The organism is Massilia sp. 9096 (assembly GCF_000745265.1).
In the GTDB taxonomy this organism is placed as follows: Bacteria; Pseudomonadota; Gammaproteobacteria; order Burkholderiales; family Burkholderiaceae_D; genus Telluria.
In genome coordinates, this window is the sequence record NZ_JQNN01000001.1 from 5471809 (window position 1) to 5487890 (window position 16082).

Genomic DNA, 16082 nt, shown 5'->3' on the forward strand with positions numbered 1-16082 from the left:
ATGCCCCGCTCGGGGCGGGGCATTCGGTATGTCGTAAGACTGTAACGGAACGATCAGTCGAACACAGGCGTCTCGACGCCGAGGATCTTGTGCAGCTTCGGCGAGGTGGTGGTGTACTGCATGTGGATCTTCTTGTCCGGGAAGATGTACGGCGCGGCGCCGAAGGCGGCCAGCGCGGCTTCGTGGAAGCCCGACAGGATCAGCTTCTTCTTGCCCGGGTAGGTGTTGATGTCGCCCACGGCGAAGATGCCCGGCACGTTGGTCTCGAACTTTTCGGTGTCCATGACCTTCAGCTGGCGGCGCTCGATGTCCAGGCCCCATTCGGCGATCGGGCCGAGCTTCGGCGACAGGCCGAAGAACACCATCAGCATGTCCAGCGGCACGCGGCGGGTAACGCCGTCGGCGCCGGTGACCTTGACTTCCGACAGCTTGCCGTCGCGCTCGTCGAAGCCGGTGACCTGGCCGGTGATCAGCTGCATCTCGTACTCGTCGCACAGCTGCTTCATCTTGGCGACCGAGGCCGGGGCGGCGCGGAAGTCGTCGCGGCGGTGCACCAGCACGACCGACTCGGCCTTGCCGACGAAGTTCAGGGCCCAGTCCAGCGCGGAGTCGCCGCCGCCGCAGATGACCAGGTTCTTGCCGTCGAACAGGCTCGGATCCTTGACGCGGTAGAACAGCTGGCTGTTCTCGAACTTCTCGATGCCGTCGACCTTGATGGTGCGCGCCTGGAACGAACCGACGCCGGCCGCGATGAAAATGGTCTTGGTGATGAACCGGGTGCCGGTCGAGGTCTCGACGTTGAAGCGCTGGTCTTCGCGGCGCTGCACGGTCGTGACTTCCTGGCCCAGGTGGAAGGTCGGCTCGAACGGCTCGATCTGCTTGAGCAGGTTGTCGGTCAGTTCCTGGCCGGTGCACACCGGCACGGCCGGGATGTCGTAGATCGGCTTGTCAGGGTACAGTTCCACGCACTGGCCACCGACGGCCGGCAGCGAATCGATCACGTGGGCTTTGATTTCCAGCAGGCCCAGTTCGAACACCTGGAACAGGCCGACCGGGCCCGCGCCGATGATCACGGCATCGGCTTCGATGGCGCCGGCAAAGGAACTGTTGGGAGCGATGGTGCCCACTTCGGGCGTAGCGCTGATAGTCATGGTTGTGGGATTTTCCTGTCGATGTTGTTTGGCTTGGCGGTCGGTCGAGGCGGAAAGCGGTGCTCGCAACACTGGCGTAGCGCGCTAGTGTGCCACGATTGCGGCAGATTTGCCGGGACCGGCCTCGCAGCGCAACCCGGACAATGCCGGGTCGGCGGGTGAGCGATTAACGCGCCAGTTCGCCCAGCTTGTCCTTGACGTCCTTCCACTCTTCGGCGTCGGGCAGGGCAGGCTTGGTCTTGGTGATCGACGGCCAGTTGCGCGCCAGGTCGACGTTGATCTTGATGAATTGCTGCTGGTCCGACGGCACGTCTTCTTCCGCGTAGATCGCGTTGACCGGGCACTCGGCCACGCAGACGGCGCAGTCGATGCACTCGTCCGGGTCGATCACGAGGAAATTCGGGCCTTCCCGGAAGCAATCTACCGGGCATACATCCACGCAATCGGTGTAGCGGCAACGGATGCACGATTCGGTAACAACGTGGGTCATAACAATCCTATCAATACGTTTTCAAGGCCCCCGGCCGAAAGCGGCGGCATGTGATGTGAGTGGGAGTTCGCCGGACGCGGCAAAGCACTGTATTTTAGGGCAATTCTGCGCCTAGGACAAATCAGACTTATACACAATACACATAAGCAAATGTGATGGGTACGCCCGGCAGGTTCCGGATCTTGCGGAAATTTGTGCGGATGAGCCGGCAGCTCAGGCTTCGGGCGTACGCGCGCCCGCGCGCAGGTGCGCGAGCAGGGCCGGCCAGAGCGCCTGGTCGAGGCCGCCGTCCTCGTGCAGGACGACGGTATGGCAGCGCTGGCCGTCGTCGGCGGTGATTTCCCAGCGGACCAGGTCGGCGCCGGCGGCCGCAGGCGGCGGCGCGGTGAAAAAGTCGAGCTGATCGAGCAGGGCCTCGATCGCGGCGCCGTCGCCGCGGCAGCCGGTATCGAGCTCGAAGCAGTCGCTGCGGCCGGCAAAGCCGCCGCTGGTTCTGGCGGTGATTTTCATGGCGCCGGATCGAGCACGGCCAAGGCCGCGACTTCGGTGGTGACGGCGGCGCCATCGCCATCCGTGGCGGTGCTGCTGACGGCGACGCCGGCCAGCATCGCCTGCGTACTCGGCTGGCCGGCGCCGGCCGGGCCCGAGCGGCCATGCGCCGCGCACCAGCGCGCCAGCGCCTGCATCTCGGCGTCGAGCACGCGTTCGGCGTCGTAGTACTCGGACAGATTCATGGTGCCGCAGCAGGCCCGGCGGTCCTGGCGTGCGCCGGGCGCATCGCTGACGCAGGCGGCCAGGCGCAGGCCGGGCGGATGCGCCTGGCCGGCCAGGGCGGCCGCCAGTTCGGCCGGCACCTCCAGCACCTCGCGCTGGGCGAAGCGCTGGCGGATGAAGTCTGTATAGGCGGGCGGCTTGCCGTCTTCCTGGCAGATGCGCAGCATCTCGTTGGCGACGTCGGCGTAGGTGGCCGCCCGTTCCGGCGCGGCGATCAGTGCACGCAGCAGCAGGCCGCGCAGCCAGGCGGCGCTGCGATGCAGGACGCTGGCGCAATCCTCGAACGCGGGCCGGCGCTCGAACGCGAACACGTCGGCGAGGATGTCGTAGACGGCGCCGGTGAACACCTGCGAGATCGCGTGGACTTCGGTACCGGCCTGCGACAGCGTCAGGTCGTTGTCGGCGTTGCGTAAACCGTTGGTGTTGCCGAGCGCCAAGCCGAACTGCTCCGCGATATCGGCCAGAAACGTCTTGTCGTGCAGCCGGGCCTTGGTCTGGGCCACCACGGCGTCGCATTGGTCGAGCTGGGACAGCGCCAGGAAGATCGCGGTCAGGTCGCCGAAGGATTCGTGCAGGCCGCCGGTCTGGGGCGGATTGTCGGCGTTCAGCCATTGCGGCTTGAGGCCGTCTAGCACGGCGTGGCCGGTCTCGTGCGAAACGATGTCGAACGAGCGGCAGGTGTAGATGCGAACGGCCTCGTCCGGCGCCGCGCCCGCGCCCCCGCCGGCCTGGGCGAAATCGCCGAACTTCAGGCAGCACTGCGAGCGGCTGTAGAAGGCATTCATCACGTTCGGCAAGCCGTAGGGATGGATTTGCAGCGGCGAGGTGTCGACGCTGCTGTTCCATTGCCAGGGCAGGGGCATTTCGGCGCCGGCCGCGGACAGCGCGCGCTGGTACATCGTGAGCGTCTGGCGCACCACGGCGAAGGTGTGAACGGCGTCGAACTGAGGCGTATCGGGCATGGTGACGAAGTCGCCGAAGGCGTTCGGCTCGACCTTCGGAATGTTCGGATCGTCGATGGCGATGCGGGCGTCGCGCGGTCCGGCCAGCACAACGCCCGGTAAAAACGCCTTGCGGGTGCCGATCTCGGACACCGACGGATCCTGTTTCCACATCAGGACACGCGCGCCGAAGGCATACGGCAGGGGCACATCGCCGCCCTGGCCGTCGCCGGCTCCGCTGGACGGCGCCGGGTCGCCAGGGCGCGGCCGGCCAGGCTGGTCGAGCAACTGGGCCGCCTTGCGGTGCTGGCGATAGGGGGCGGTGGGCATCGGAACGAAGCCGAGCGGCGGGATGACGGGCGATTCCATGGCGTACTCCTGGTGAAGGCCTGATCTACCGCATGGTCTTCCCTTGCCCGAAACCGGCATTGAGAAGAATCAAGTGCTCACTGGCTAGAAGCAAACCCTCTGTCCATCACGCAAGATGCGTGTCGGAAATCTTTACAGTCGGCATTTTTGCTCGTTGCCAAAATTCATGAGTATTGAGGAAAATCAATAACTTAGTCATGCTGGCACAGAACCTGCTTATAGGAAATTATCAAAAGGGAATATCCCCGACAACAAGGAAAGATGAAATGCGTGCAATGATCAAAGCTCTGGTAGGTACCGCAGTCGCCGTGGCAGCCATGTCGGCTCAGGCAGACACTCAACTGTTCGGTTGGCAGCTGCACCTGCCGGGCCAGACCATCACCAACATCAACCAGCTCGGCTTCAACGGCGACAGCTTCGTCCAGAACAACTTCGGCAACGGCGGTGACGCATTCACCTTCACCGACAACGGTATCTTCAACATCACCACCAAGAACGCCGGCACCTCGCTGTTCGGGGGCGTCGGCCAGCTGACCGGCGACTTCCAGGGTGGCAACGGCACCGGCAGCCTGTCGGCTGGCCGCATCACCTTCAACGCCGGCGGCGTCCTGAACATCTATTACAACGCTGCCCAGACCTACGACGGCGTTGGCGCAACTGCTGCCAACCGTGACGGCGCAGCGACCGGCACCCTGATCGCCTCCTTTGCCCAGGTGGCTGGCGGCGGCGGCGCGATCAACCCGGACGGTACCCCGAACAGCAACGGTCAGCTGACCCTGAACTTCAAGTCGACCTTCTTCGCACCGGGCGTGTTCACCTATGCCAACGGCACCGCGCTGCCGGTGGGCTGGACCTTCGGCTTCGTGACCACCAACGCGTCCGAAGACCTGGGCAACGCCTCGAGCGCCACCGCGCGCGAAGCGCTGACCGGTTCGGCCAACACCGTCAACAACCCGCCGGCTTACTTCTACGTCAACAACGGCGGCCAGCTGAAGCTGTCGAACGTGCCGGAACCGGCATCGCTGGCGATCTTCGGTGCCGGCCTGATGGGCCTGGCTGCTCTGCGCCGTCGCAAGTCGAACTGATTCGACTTCCCCGCAGTACTCGAAAAAAACCGGCTTCGGCCGGTTTTTTCATGCCCCTGGCATTGGCGGCCCGGAGCTGGCATCATGGCGAGCTGTTCTTTTGTAACCGAATCCAGGAAGGATAGCCGAATGGCGGACATCAGCATCACCCAGCCCCACAGCCTGAGCCCGGACGCGGCGCGCGCGGCGGCTCAGAAGGTCGCGGACAAGTTGTCCTCGGACTATGGATTGGCGTGCAAGTGGGTCGGCGACGTGCTGCAGTTCGAGCGTGCCGGCGTGGATGGCACGCTGACGCTCGGCGGGCGCGAGGCGCTGATCAGGATCAAGCTGGGACTCATGATGAGCGCATTTGCGCCCACCATCGAGCAGAAAGTGGCGGACAACATGCGCAAGGTGTTTGCGTAGTCCGCCGGGGGAGGGCTGGCATCAGCCCTTCAAGCATCAATCTTTCAATTCTGCTATCAGGTCGACGTACTGCTGCTGCGCGTCTTCCCGCGACGTGCCTTTCAGGGCCGCCCAGGCATCGTACTTGGCGCGGCCGACCATGTCGGTGAAGCCCGGACGCTCGCCGCTGATGTCGCCGTTCGCGCCTTGCTTGAACAACGCGTAGATCTTCAGCAGCGTCATGTTGTCCGGGCGTTCCGGCAGGTTTTTCGAATCGGTCTGGGCCTGGGCGAACTGATCTTGCAAACTCATGGTGACTCCTTGATAGACGGTCAATACTCCGGTCATCTTAGCGCATCGCGCCGGAATCGCCCCTGAGTTGCAAGGATTTTAGAGGAAACGCTCAGGCGTTCGGTGACTCGGTGGCCTGGACCGTCTAACAGCGCCCCCAAGGCAAGGCGCATCGGCGCAGACAGTACGCTAGTACCGCGAGACGATGCAACGCAGCCATGGGGGATTTTGTTACGCGCGCTTACAGGGTGTGGACGAAATCAACCTTGATAAGCGAGCCTGCTGAGTAGCATACGTGCCTCGGCCAGCCAAACCCAAGCCGCTGATACCGCGAGTTTGCGGTCGTGATGCATCACTGTGCGGCGCCAGCGTTCGGTCCAAGCGTGGGTTCGTTCAACGACCCAGCGTTTGGGCAGGATCGTGAATCCTGAGTTGATAACAGCAGTTGGCTCAGATGTCGTCTTGGGATCGTGCAGCGTTCCGATCGTGCTGTTACCTGGACGACGAACGACTTCGACACGAATATGATGCGCCTGCTCGATATCATGGGCGCACTTCCCACCGTACGCGCCGTCGGTGTAAAGCTTTTCGAGCCGAGGGCTCTTGGCGCACGCTTGCGCAACCACGGCTGCGGCAGCATCTCGGTCCTGCACGCTCGCGGCGGTCACCGTGACTGCGATGAGCAGCCCCATTGTATCGACGACGAGATTGCGCTTTCGTCCTTTGACCTTCTTGCCTGCATCGAATCCGCTTTCGCCACCTTGTGGCGACGCGCGAGTGGACTGTGCATCGATCACTGCTGCGGCCGGCGTACTCGCGCGTCCCATTCGTGCACGCCATTGTTCGCGCAGCCGGTCCTGCATCTGCTCGAATACGCCGGCTTCGACCCAGCGCGAAAATGCCTTGTAGACCGCCTGCCAAGGTGGAAACGTCTCGGGTAACAGCCGCCAGGCGCAACCCGTGCGCAGTACATACGAGCACGCATTTACCAGATCGCGGCGGCTGTAATGCACAGGCGTGCCGCGTTTTCCTGGTAATCGCTCGAACAAATCAGCGACCAGCTCCCACTCGGCATCTGTCAGATTGGTGCTGTATGGGGAAATATCCTCGCGTCGGTGCGCTGCCGTGTAGCCATACCGTTTGGCGCCCTCAGCTCGCTCCGTATGCGCGCGGCGCGCTGGCTTGAGCCGTACGATGCCTTGCGCACGCAGCACGCGTCGAATCGTTGCATCGCAAACGCGTAACCCACAGCGGCGATGCAGCTCGTCGGCGATTTCATGCAAACTGGCTTGGGCGCGCTCCGTCACGATGTCGTGCAAAATCGCGATATGCTCAGGCTTCAACGCCGGCGGCCTGCCGCCAACGTTGCTTGAGGGCTTAGTACCGTCGAGTGGATGTTTCGTTGCCATGGCATGCTCCTTCCACATCGGGATAGCATGCCACAGCTACGTTATTGATTTTGTCTACACCCTCTTAGACGCCCAGCAGTTCCACGTCGAAAATCAGCGTGGCATTCGGCGGAATCACGCCGCCGGCGCCGCGTGCGCCATAGCCCAGGCTGGCCGGGATGATCAGGCGACGCGCGCCGCCGACCTTCATGCCCTGCACGCCTTCGTCCCAGCCCTTGATCACGTGACCGGCGCCCAGCGGGAACTGGAACGGGTCGTTGCGGTCTTTGCTCGAGTCGAACTTGGCGCCGGCGCTGCCGTCGTCGTTCTGCAGCCAGCCGGTGTAGTGCACGGTGACGTACTGGCCTGCCTTGGCTTCTTCGCCGCTGCCGACGACGGTGTCTTCATATTGCAGGCCGGAATTGGTAGTGTTGGTGGACATGATGTTCCCTTTGTTTAGTCGAAGGGCGATTGTAATGCAAGGCATGACAAAGCACTATTGACGACTCCACCACGCTTTACGGAGAGGGTGTTGCGGCGGCGCGCCAAAACGCAGATTTGTATGTACTCGGTCATTACCCGGTCAAAGTTTCCCCGTAGAATTACATTTTTCGTTCACCGGGCCTTTGTCCAGCCATGCCGCGCCGTCTCTCCAAGCTTGTCCTCTCCGCTTTCTGTTCGCTGTTCGCCGTCCAGGCCGCCGATGCGAACGTGGTCGTGGTCCTGAATTCGCGCGACGCCACCGTGCAGCTGCTCGACCAGGCGACCGGCGCCGACAACGGCACCTTCGCCGTCGGCAAGGAGCCGCATCACCTGATGGCGACGCCGGACAACAAGTCGCTGATCGTGGCCAGCTCGGTCGGCAACGAGCTGATCTTCCTCGATCCGCTCAGCGGCAAGGTGCAGCGCCGCCTGCCGGACGTGCTCGACCCGTACCAGATCGGCTTTTCGCCGGACCAGAAGTATTTCGTCGCGACCGCGCTGCGCCTGGACCGCGTCGACATCTATAAGTACGAAAACAACAACCTGGCGCTGAGCCATCGCATCCCGATGCCGCGCATGCCCAGCCACATCGCCTTCGACGCCGGCAGCACCACGGCCTTCATCACCCGCCAGGACAGCGACCAGGTCAGCGCGATCGACCTGAAATCCGGCGCGATCAAGTGGACGCTGCCGGTCGGGCGCCTGCCGGCCGGCATCGTCATGACCCCGGACGACAAATACCTGCTGGTCGGGATCATGGGCGAAGACTACGTCGACGTGATCGACTGGCGCACCCAGAAGAGCGTCAAGCACATCAAGACCGGCAAGGGCGCGCACAACTTCCGCGCGGTCGGCGACAAGCGCCACGTGTTCGTGTCGAACCGCGTGCAGAACTCGATCAACATCATCGACCAGAACACGCTGGAAAACGTCGGCATGATCCCGGTCCCGGGCGGACCCGATTGCATGGAGCTGACGGACGACGGCAAGACGCTGTGGGTGACGCTGCGCTGGATCAAGAAGGTCGCCGTGATCGACGTGGCCAGCCGCAAGGTATTGAAACTGATCCCGGTCGGCCGTTCGCCGCACGGGGTGTTCTTCGCCAACTCGGCGCCGCGCCTGTGATCCGCCTGACTTTCCTCAAGCGCACCGCGGCGCTGTTGTCGGCGGCGCTGTTCGGCGCCACCGGTGTCAACTGCGACGCCGATGCGCACGCGCTGGCCGATACCGCCGCCGCGGCGCCCGCGGCCTGCAGTGGCACGATCTACCTGACCTTCGACACCGGCAGCCAGTCGCAGGCCGAGCTGATCGCCGGCATGCTGCACAAGCACGACGTCAAGGCGACGTTTTTCCTGGCCAACGAAAAGACGGTGCGCGGCGACTGGTCGCTCGACCCGTCCTGGGCGCCGTTCTGGAAGGCGCGGGTGGCGGAAGGGCATGCCTTCGGCAGCCATACCTTCGACCACGTCTACTTCCAGCGCGACCTGCCCGACGGTCGCATCGTCGTGAAGCCGCAGTTCGGCGCGCACGGCGGCAAGCCGGAAACCTGGACCCGGCAGCAGTACTGCGACGAGATCCGCCGCGTCGACGCGCGCTTTACGGAACTGACCGGGCGCCACATCGACCCGTACTTCCGCACCCCCGGCGGGCACACCTCGCCCAACATTTTGAAGGCGGTCGCCAGCTGCGGCTACAAGCACGTCGGCTGGGCGCCGGCCGGCTTTTCCGGCGACGAGACGTCGAGCAGCCAGTTTTCCAACGCGGTGCTGCTCAAGCGCGCGCTCGACAACCTCAAGGCCGGCGACATCTTCATGGCCCACATGGGCATCTGGTCGCGCAAGGACCCGTGGGCGCCGGCCGACCTGGAGCCGCTGCTCGTCGGCCTCAAGCAAAAAGGTTTTTGTTTCGCTACACTGCATGCCCATCCGGACTATCAGTTAGAGACAACGAAGCCGCAATGATCCAGACTTTCCTCGATTGGTTCGCCGCCCTGCAGGGCTGGCTGTTCGAGACCGTGGTCCAGCCGGCCATGTTCGCCGCCGGCCTGGGCGAGTACATCGAAGACGCCTTCGACGGCGTCGAATGGTTCCTCACCGGCGCCTGCGAACTGGCCGCGCTGTACCTCGTGCTGCGCCCGCTCGAAACCTTGATTCCCGCGCAGCGTATCGATGACCGGGCGCGCGCCCGGCGCGCGCGCCGCAACGATTTTCTCTACACCGTGGTGCACCGCCTCGGCCTGTTCAGCATGGCGGTATTCTTCACGCTCGACCCGCTGATGGACCGCCTGGCCGGCGCCCTGCGCATGCAAGGGGTGCATCCGTTCAACCTGGAGGCGTGGATGTCGGGCTTTCACCCGCTCGCCGCTTTCCTGCTGTACATGGTCGTGCTCGACTTCTTCGATTACTGGTTGCATCGCGCCCAGCACAAATTCCGCTGGTCGTGGGCGCTGCACAGCCTGCACCACAGCCAGCGCGACATGAATCTGTGGAGCGACGACCGCAACCACTTGCTCGACGATTTGCTGCGCGACGTGACCATGGCCTGCATCGCGCTGGCGATCGGCGTGGCCCCCAGCCAGTACGTGCTGCTGGTGTCGGTTTCGCGCGTGCTGCAAAGCCTGCAGCATGCGAACGTGCGCATCCATTTCGGCCGCTTCGGCGAGCACCTGCTGGTGTCGCCGCGCTTTCACCGCACCCATCACGCGCTCAAGCACGGCCACGCCCCGCGCGACCGCGAGCTGGGCGGCTGCAACTTCGGCGTGCTGCTGCCGGTCTGGGACCAATTGTTCGGCACCGCCAATTTCGCGCCTGGCTGGCAGAGCACCGGCGTGGTCGACCAGTTCGAGCGCATCGGCGCCGACGGCGCGCTGCGCCCGGCACGCGATTACGGGCGTGGCTTCTGGCGCCAGCAATGGCTCGGCCTGGTGCGCCTGTGTGAAGCCTTCGGGCGCAAGACCGCATGATGCGCCCGATCGCCGTCGCCTATGGCCGGGCGCTGCGTTCCCAGTTCACCGGGCGCATGCTGATGTTGTCGGTGGTGCCGCTGCTGCTGTCGCTGGCGCTGTGGGGCGGCCTGCTGTACACCGGCATGCAGCCGCTGCTCGACTGGCTGCAGGGCGTGTTCGCCGAGTACGGGCTGTTCGAGACCAGCTCGAACGTGCTGGCCACGCTCGGCCTGGGCTTCCTGAAGGCGCTGGCGGTGCCGCTGGCGGCGATGCTGGTGCTGCTGCCGCTGATGATCATCACCTCGCTGCTGTTCATCGGCGTGGGCGCGATGCCGGCCATCGCGCGCCACGTCAGCCGCGTCCAATTCCCGACGCTGGAACGGAAAGAGGGCGGCAGTTTCCTCGGCAGCCTGGGCGTGAACTTGTGGGGCATCGTGCTGTTCGCGCTGATGTGGCTGGTGACGCTGCCGCTGTATGCGCTGGCGCCGGTGGCGCTGGTGGTGCAGGCGCTGCTGTGGGGCTGGCTGACCGCGCGCGTGATGAGCTACGACGCGCTGTCCATCCACGCCAGCCGCCAGGAGCGCCAGGCCATCGTGAGCACGCGCCGGCGCCAGCTGCTGCTGATCGGCACCGTGTCCGGCCTGCTCGGGGCGCTGCCGGGCGTGGCCTGGATCGGCGGGGCGCTGATCTCGGTGGTGCTGTTCCCGGTGCTGGCGGTGCTGTCGATCTGGCTGTACCTGATCATCTTCATCTTCACCGGCCTGTGGTTCCAGTACTACTGCCTGCAGGCGCTGGCCGAGCTGCGCGCCGCGGCCGGCGAGGGCGCCGGCGCCAAGGACTGAACCTGAGCCCGAGCCTCGCGCGCGCAGGCGTGCGCACATGCATGCGCGTGCGCGTGCGCGGCGGCGCGCGCAGGCGCTTCGTGGCACACTGTGCAGTCCTCTTCTTCCCCTGGAGTGTGCAATGGCATTCGGCCTCATCATCATCGGCGACGAGATCCTGTCCGGCAAACGCAGCGACAAGCACCTGCCCAAGGTGATCGAACTGCTGGCCGAGCGCGGCTTGCAGCTGGCCTGGGCCGAAGTCGTCGGCGACGACCCGGCGCGCATCACCGCTGTCCTGAAACGTACGCTGGCCGGCCCCGACGTGGTGTTTTCCTGCGGCGGCATCGGCGCCACGCCGGACGACCACACGCGCCAGTGCGCCGCCGCGGCGCTCGGCGTGCCGCTCGAGCTGCATCCGGACGGCAAGCGCCTGGTGCAGGAACGCATCCTCGACAGCGCGCGCGACGAAGGCGTCGATGCCGACCTGGCTTCGCCCGACAACCTGCATCGCCTCAAAATGGCCGAGTTTCCGCAAGGCGCGGCGCTGATCCCGAACCCGTACAACAAGATTCCCGGCTTTACCGTCGGGCATCATCACTTCGTGCCGGGCTTCCCGGTCATGGCCTGGCCGATGATCGCCTGGGTGCTGGACGCCCATTACGCCGACCTGTTCCACAAGGTGGCCCACGCCGAGCGCGCACTGCTGGTCTACGGCCAGGCCGAGTCGGCCCTGACCCCGCTGATGGAGCAGCTCGAGACGCGCTATCCCGGCGTGCGCGTGTTCAGCCTGCCGAGCGTGGGCGACGCCCAGACCCGCCGCCACATCGAACTGGGCGCGAAGGGCGAGCCGGACCAGGTGGCCGCGGCCTTCGCCGACATGACCGCCGAACTCGACCGTTTGGGCGCCGAATATCAGCCGTTGTAGGACGGGTACGCTCCAGCAAACTGAGCCGTTGTTTTTTTGCGAAAATAAAACGAGGACGTCAAAAAACTGCGGAAGTGACGTCTGTATTTCACATTGATGTGGTGGAATGATGTCCAGAAGCAGTGCAATCGGCGGTAAGATTGCATTGCCCTTGCGCAACATCGTCACGACCTGATGCAGGCCGGAATGCGGTGGGAAGTGCAGCAGATTGATTCAAACCGGTTGAGCCATCATGGAAAGTAAACGCCGTCTCGCACGGCCCCGCCTCGTCGCCCCCGTCCTTGCTCGCATGCTGCGCCGCCTCCGCGGCCTGGCCCCGGAGCAGCCGATTACAGTGCAACCCGCCCTTGCCGGCATGCCGATCCTGGCTGCCGTGCAGGATGCGCCGGTACGCCCGGCCCGTTCCCAGTCGGCCCCGCTCGACGACGCGCTGCCGCCCGGCGCGTCCGATGCCGAGTCGCCGCCGCCTTCGGAGCCGCCGGCCAAGCCGCGGCCGCGCTGGCGCAAGCTCAAGCGTTCGCTGCTGGTGCTGTTCCTGCTGGCCGTGGCCGCCGGTTCCGGCCTTGCGGTGTACGAAAGCCGCACCTCGACGCTGCAGGCCCGCTTCTTTGCCGACCTGGCGCAAAAGCTGCGCTACCGCGTCGAGGCCGGGCCGAGCGATGCGATCCGCTTCCCGCAAGCCAGCCCCTACGACGACCGGCTCGGCTATTCGAACCTGCCCAACTATCTCGCCAAGCTGAAGCAGCGCGATTACGAGATCGTGTCGCAGGCGCGCATGTCGCCCAAGATGCTCGAGCTGGCCGATCACGGCCTGTACCCGACTTACCACGAGAAGATCCGCGCCGGCCTCGACATCCTCGACTACAGCGGCCAGCCGCTGTTCTCGGCGCGCTTCCCGGAGCGCCTGTACGGCAGGTTCGACGAGGCGCCCGGCATGCTGGTCAAGAGCCTGCTGTACATCGAGAACCGCGAGCTGCTCGACACCACCTATCCGAAGCGCAATCCGGCCGTCGAGTGGGACCGCTTCTCGAAAGCGGTGTTCGACAAGATCGTGCACTCGCTGCACCTGGGCGGCGGCGGACGCGTCGCCGGCGGTTCCACGCTGGCCACGCAGATCGAAAAATACCGCCACTCGCCCGAAGGCCGCACCGCCTCGACGGGCGAGAAGCTGCGCCAGATGGTGTCGGCCACGATCCGTTCCTACCAGGACGGCGAGGACACCACCGGCACGCGCCAGCGCATCGTGCTCGAATACCTGAACTCGGTGCCGCTGTCGGCCAAGCTCGGCTACGGCGAAGTCAACGGCATCGGCGACGGCATGTGGGTCTGGTACGGGCGCGACTTCGCCCAGGTCAACCGCATCCTGGCCGGCAATGCCGTGACCCCGGAATACGCGCTGGTGTACAAGGAAGCGCTGTCGCTGATGATCGCGCAGCGCCGTCCGGCGTATTACCTCGGCGCCGGCGAAAAAGACCTGGAAACGCTGACCAACTCGCACCTGCGCGTGCTGGCGGCCAACGGCATCATCTCGACCGAACTGCGCGACGCCGCGCTGGCCACCGTGCTGCATCCGGCGCTCGGCTCGGGCGTGGCGCCGCCGCCGGCCAATACGTTCGTCACCCGCAAGGCCGCCAACGCGGTGCGCAACCACCTGGCCACGCTGCTGGGCGACTCGCGCCTGTACAACCTCGATCGCCTCGACCTGTCGGTGGTGACCACGCTGAACGGCGAGGCCGAAAAAGCCGTCACGGCCGCGCTGCGCAAGCTGAACGACAACCAGGCCGCGATCGACGCCGGCCTGACCGGCAAGGGCCTGCTCGGCAACGGCGACCCGGCCCAGGTCGTGTACAGCTTCACGCTGATGGAGCGCGGCGACAAGGTCAACTACCTGCGCGTGCAGACCGACAACTACGACCAGCCGCTCGACATCAACGAGGGCGCCAAGCTCGACCTCGGCTCGACCGCCAAGCTGCGTACGCTCACCACCTACCTCGACATCGTCGACCAGCTGCACCAGCGCTACGAGCCGATGAGCAAGGCGGAACTCGCCAAGGTCGCCGTCGATCCGAAGGACCGGCTGAGCCAGTGGGCCGTCGATTACTTCAAGGCCCTGCCTGACGGCGCCGACCGCGGCCTCAAACCCATGCTGGCGGCGGCGATGGAACGCAAGTACTCGGGCAACCCGGGCGAAGCCTTCTTCACCGGCGGTGGCGTGCACATCTTCGGCAACTTCAGCCACACCGACGACAGCCGCATCCTGACCGTGCAGGAAGGCTTGCAGAACTCGACCAACCTGCTGTTCGTGCGCCTGATGCGCGACGTGGTGCGCTACTACATGTTCCAGCTGCCGGGCTCCTCGGCCCAGCTGCTGGCCGACGCCGACGACCCGCGCCGCGCCGATTACCTGTCGCGCTTCGCCGACCGCGAAGGCAAGGACTTCCTGGCGCGCTTCTGGAACAAGTACCGCGGGCACGCGCCGGACGAGATCGTGCAGCTGCTGGTGCAGGGCGTGCGCCCGACCGCGCCCAAGCTGGCGGCGGTCGAGCGCACGATCGCGCCCGAAGCCACGCAGGCCCAGTTCGGCGCCTTCCTGCACGCCAACCTGGAGTCGGCCGCCGAGGTCGACGACGACAAGGTCGCCGAGCTGTACGAGCGCTACGACCCGCAGCAGATGTCGCTGGCCGACCGTGGCTACATCGCCTCGGTGCACCCGCTCGAGCTGTGGCTGGTCGGCTACCTGCGCCAGCATCCGAAGGCCGGCTGGGACGAAGTCGTCGGCGCCTCGACCAAGCAGCGCCAGGAAGTGTACTCGTGGCTGTTCAAGACGCACCGCAAGCATGCGCAGGACAAGCGCATCGCCGGCCTGCTCGAAGTCGAAGCCTTCCTCAAGATCCACGCGCAGTGGAAGAAGATGGGCTACCCGTTCGATTCGCTGGTGCCATCGTACGCGACCACGCTGGGCGCCTCGGCCGACCGTCCGATCGCGCTGGCCGAGCTGATGGGCATCCTGGTCAACGGCGGCGTACGCAAGCCGACCGAACGCCTCGATTCGCTGCACTTCGCGAAAGACACGCCGTACGAAACCCTGGTCAAGCGCAAGCAGGATCCGCGCAGCGAGCAGGTGCTCGATCCGGAAGTGGCGCACGCGGTCGTGCATGCGATCCAGGGCGTGGCCCAGGTCGGCACCGCCAAGCGCGTCAAGCAGGCCTTCGTCAAGGAAGACGGCAGCGTCATCATGGTGGGCGGCAAGACCGGTACCGGCGACCAGCGCTTCGACGTGTTCGGCGCCGGCCACCGCCTGATCGAGTCGCGCTACGTGAACCGCTCGGCGACGTTCGTGTTCAACATCGGCGAGCGCTTCTTCGGCACCATGACCGCCTACGTGCACGGCCCGCAGTCGCAGAACTACGACTTCACCAGCGCGCTGCCGGTGCAGTTGCTGGTCAACCTCGGCCCGAGCCTGATGCCGATGATCGAGAAGAGCCAGACGGTGCTGGTGCCGGACGCGCACGCGACGCCGACCATGGCCGCGGCGGCGCAGAAGGCGGCCGCGGCCGAGGCGGCTGCTCGGGCCGCGGCTGCGCCGACCGACGACGTGGCGCGCGACCAGGTCGAATCGGAGGCGGCGCCGACCGATGCGCAGGAGGAAACGGCTGCGCCTGCGGCGGCTGCCGCGCCGGCCAAGACCGCCACCGAGGCCAAGCCCGTCAAGGCGGCGGGAGAGGGCGCCGCGGCGCCTGCGCCGAAGCCGCATCAGAAGGCCGAAGGCGCTGTCAAGGCTGAAGGTGCTGCGAAAGCCGAAAGCTCTGCCAAAGCCGAAAGCGCCGCCAAGCCGGAGCCGCGCGCCAAGGCGGAGGCGCATGCCAAACCGGAGGTGCACGCCAAATCGGAGGTGCACGCCAAACCGGAGGCGCACGCCAAGCCGGCCAAACCGGCCGACGGCGAATCCAGGCCGGCGCGTCAGAAACCGGCCGACGGCGAATCCAAGCCGGCGCGTCGGAAACCGGCCGCGGTCGAGGAAGTGCTGCAGTGA

15 protein-coding genes are annotated in these 16082 nt (G+C 65.5%); 8 read left to right on the top strand and 7 right to left on the bottom strand.

The genetic code is table 11. The annotated features are described in order from the left end of the window. Positions 1-53 precede the first annotated feature (53 nt). The 4 genes from FA90_RS23915 to FA90_RS23930 form a co-directional block, all read right to left on the bottom strand. The gene (locus FA90_RS23915) at positions 54-1151 is read right to left on the bottom strand and encodes an NAD(P)/FAD-dependent oxidoreductase (protein WP_051972048.1); all 1098 of its coding nucleotides are present in this window, start codon (positions 1149-1151) and stop codon (positions 54-56) included. 166 nt (positions 1152-1317) lie between these two features. Continuing rightward, positions 1318-1641 carry a ferredoxin FdxA gene (fdxA, locus tag FA90_RS23920; RefSeq protein WP_036173319.1) on the bottom strand — a complete coding sequence of 108 codons (324 nt, stop codon included), beginning with the start codon at positions 1639-1641 and terminating at the stop codon, positions 1318-1320. 213 nt (positions 1642-1854) lie between these two features. Then, positions 1855-2151 (bottom strand): protealysin inhibitor emfourin, encoded by a 297-nt coding sequence (locus FA90_RS23925; protein WP_036173321.1) that lies wholly within the window; start codon positions 2149-2151, stop codon positions 1855-1857. Continuing rightward, the gene (locus FA90_RS23930) at positions 2148-3725 is read right to left on the bottom strand and encodes a hypothetical protein (RefSeq protein WP_239700939.1); all 1578 of its coding nucleotides are present in this window, start codon (positions 3723-3725) and stop codon (positions 2148-2150) included. Before FA90_RS23930 ends, FA90_RS23925 begins: the two co-directional genes overlap by 4 nt. Positions 3726-4042: 317 nt before the next feature. Here FA90_RS23930 and FA90_RS23935 point away from each other — a divergent pair, with 317 nt between their 5' ends. Beyond that, entirely contained in the window at positions 4043-4810 is a 768-nt protein-coding gene (locus tag FA90_RS23935; protein WP_036173324.1) for a PEP-CTERM sorting domain-containing protein, read from the top strand. Between the two features lie 129 nt (positions 4811-4939). Beyond that, positions 4940-5215 carry a polyhydroxyalkanoic acid system family protein gene (locus tag FA90_RS23940; RefSeq protein ID WP_036173327.1) on the top strand — a complete coding sequence of 92 codons (276 nt, stop codon included), beginning with the start codon at positions 4940-4942 and terminating at the stop codon, positions 5213-5215. A gap of 36 nt (positions 5216-5251) precedes the next feature. Here FA90_RS23940 and FA90_RS23945 read toward each other — a convergent pair whose 3' ends face one another. The 3 genes from FA90_RS23945 to FA90_RS23955 form a co-directional block, all read right to left on the bottom strand. Further along, positions 5252-5506 (bottom strand): acyl-CoA-binding protein, encoded by a 255-nt coding sequence (locus FA90_RS23945; RefSeq protein WP_036173330.1) that lies wholly within the window; start codon positions 5504-5506, stop codon positions 5252-5254. 239 nt (positions 5507-5745) lie between these two features. Next, positions 5746-6894, bottom strand: a complete 1149-nt coding sequence (locus FA90_RS25960; RefSeq protein WP_081934136.1) for an IS5 family transposase — start codon at positions 6892-6894, stop codon at positions 5746-5748. 64 nt (positions 6895-6958) lie between these two features. After that, positions 6959-7315, bottom strand: a complete 357-nt coding sequence (locus tag FA90_RS23955; RefSeq protein WP_036173332.1) for an FKBP-type peptidyl-prolyl cis-trans isomerase — start codon at positions 7313-7315, stop codon at positions 6959-6961. 194 nt (positions 7316-7509) lie between these two features. Between FA90_RS23955 and FA90_RS23960 the strand changes: the two genes are divergently transcribed. The 6 genes from FA90_RS23960 (at position 7510) to FA90_RS23985 (ending at position 16082) form a co-directional block, all read left to right on the top strand. After that, positions 7510-8481 (top strand): cytochrome D1 domain-containing protein, encoded by a 972-nt coding sequence (locus FA90_RS23960; RefSeq protein WP_036173335.1) that lies wholly within the window; start codon positions 7510-7512, stop codon positions 8479-8481. Between the two features lie 47 nt (positions 8482-8528). Further along, positions 8529-9317, top strand: coding sequence for a polysaccharide deacetylase family protein (locus FA90_RS23965; RefSeq protein WP_051972258.1), 789 nt, complete (start codon positions 8529-8531; stop codon positions 9315-9317). Continuing rightward, positions 9314-10318, top strand: a complete 1005-nt coding sequence (locus FA90_RS23970) for a sterol desaturase family protein (RefSeq protein ID WP_036173338.1) — start codon at positions 9314-9316, stop codon at positions 10316-10318. Before FA90_RS23965 ends, FA90_RS23970 begins: the two co-directional genes overlap by 4 nt. Beyond that, a complete protein-coding gene (locus tag FA90_RS23975; protein WP_307172332.1) occupies positions 10315-11142 on the top strand; it encodes an EI24 domain-containing protein in 828 nt (275 codons plus the stop codon). Before FA90_RS23970 ends, FA90_RS23975 begins: the two co-directional genes overlap by 4 nt. 121 nt (positions 11143-11263) lie before the next feature. Further along, positions 11264-12049, top strand: a complete 786-nt coding sequence (locus FA90_RS23980) for a molybdopterin-binding protein (RefSeq protein WP_036173341.1) — start codon at positions 11264-11266, stop codon at positions 12047-12049. 334 nt (positions 12050-12383) lie between these two features. Continuing rightward, on the top strand, positions 12384-16082 hold the full coding sequence (locus tag FA90_RS23985; protein WP_307172334.1) for a transglycosylase domain-containing protein: 3699 nt from the start codon (positions 12384-12386) through the stop codon (positions 16080-16082).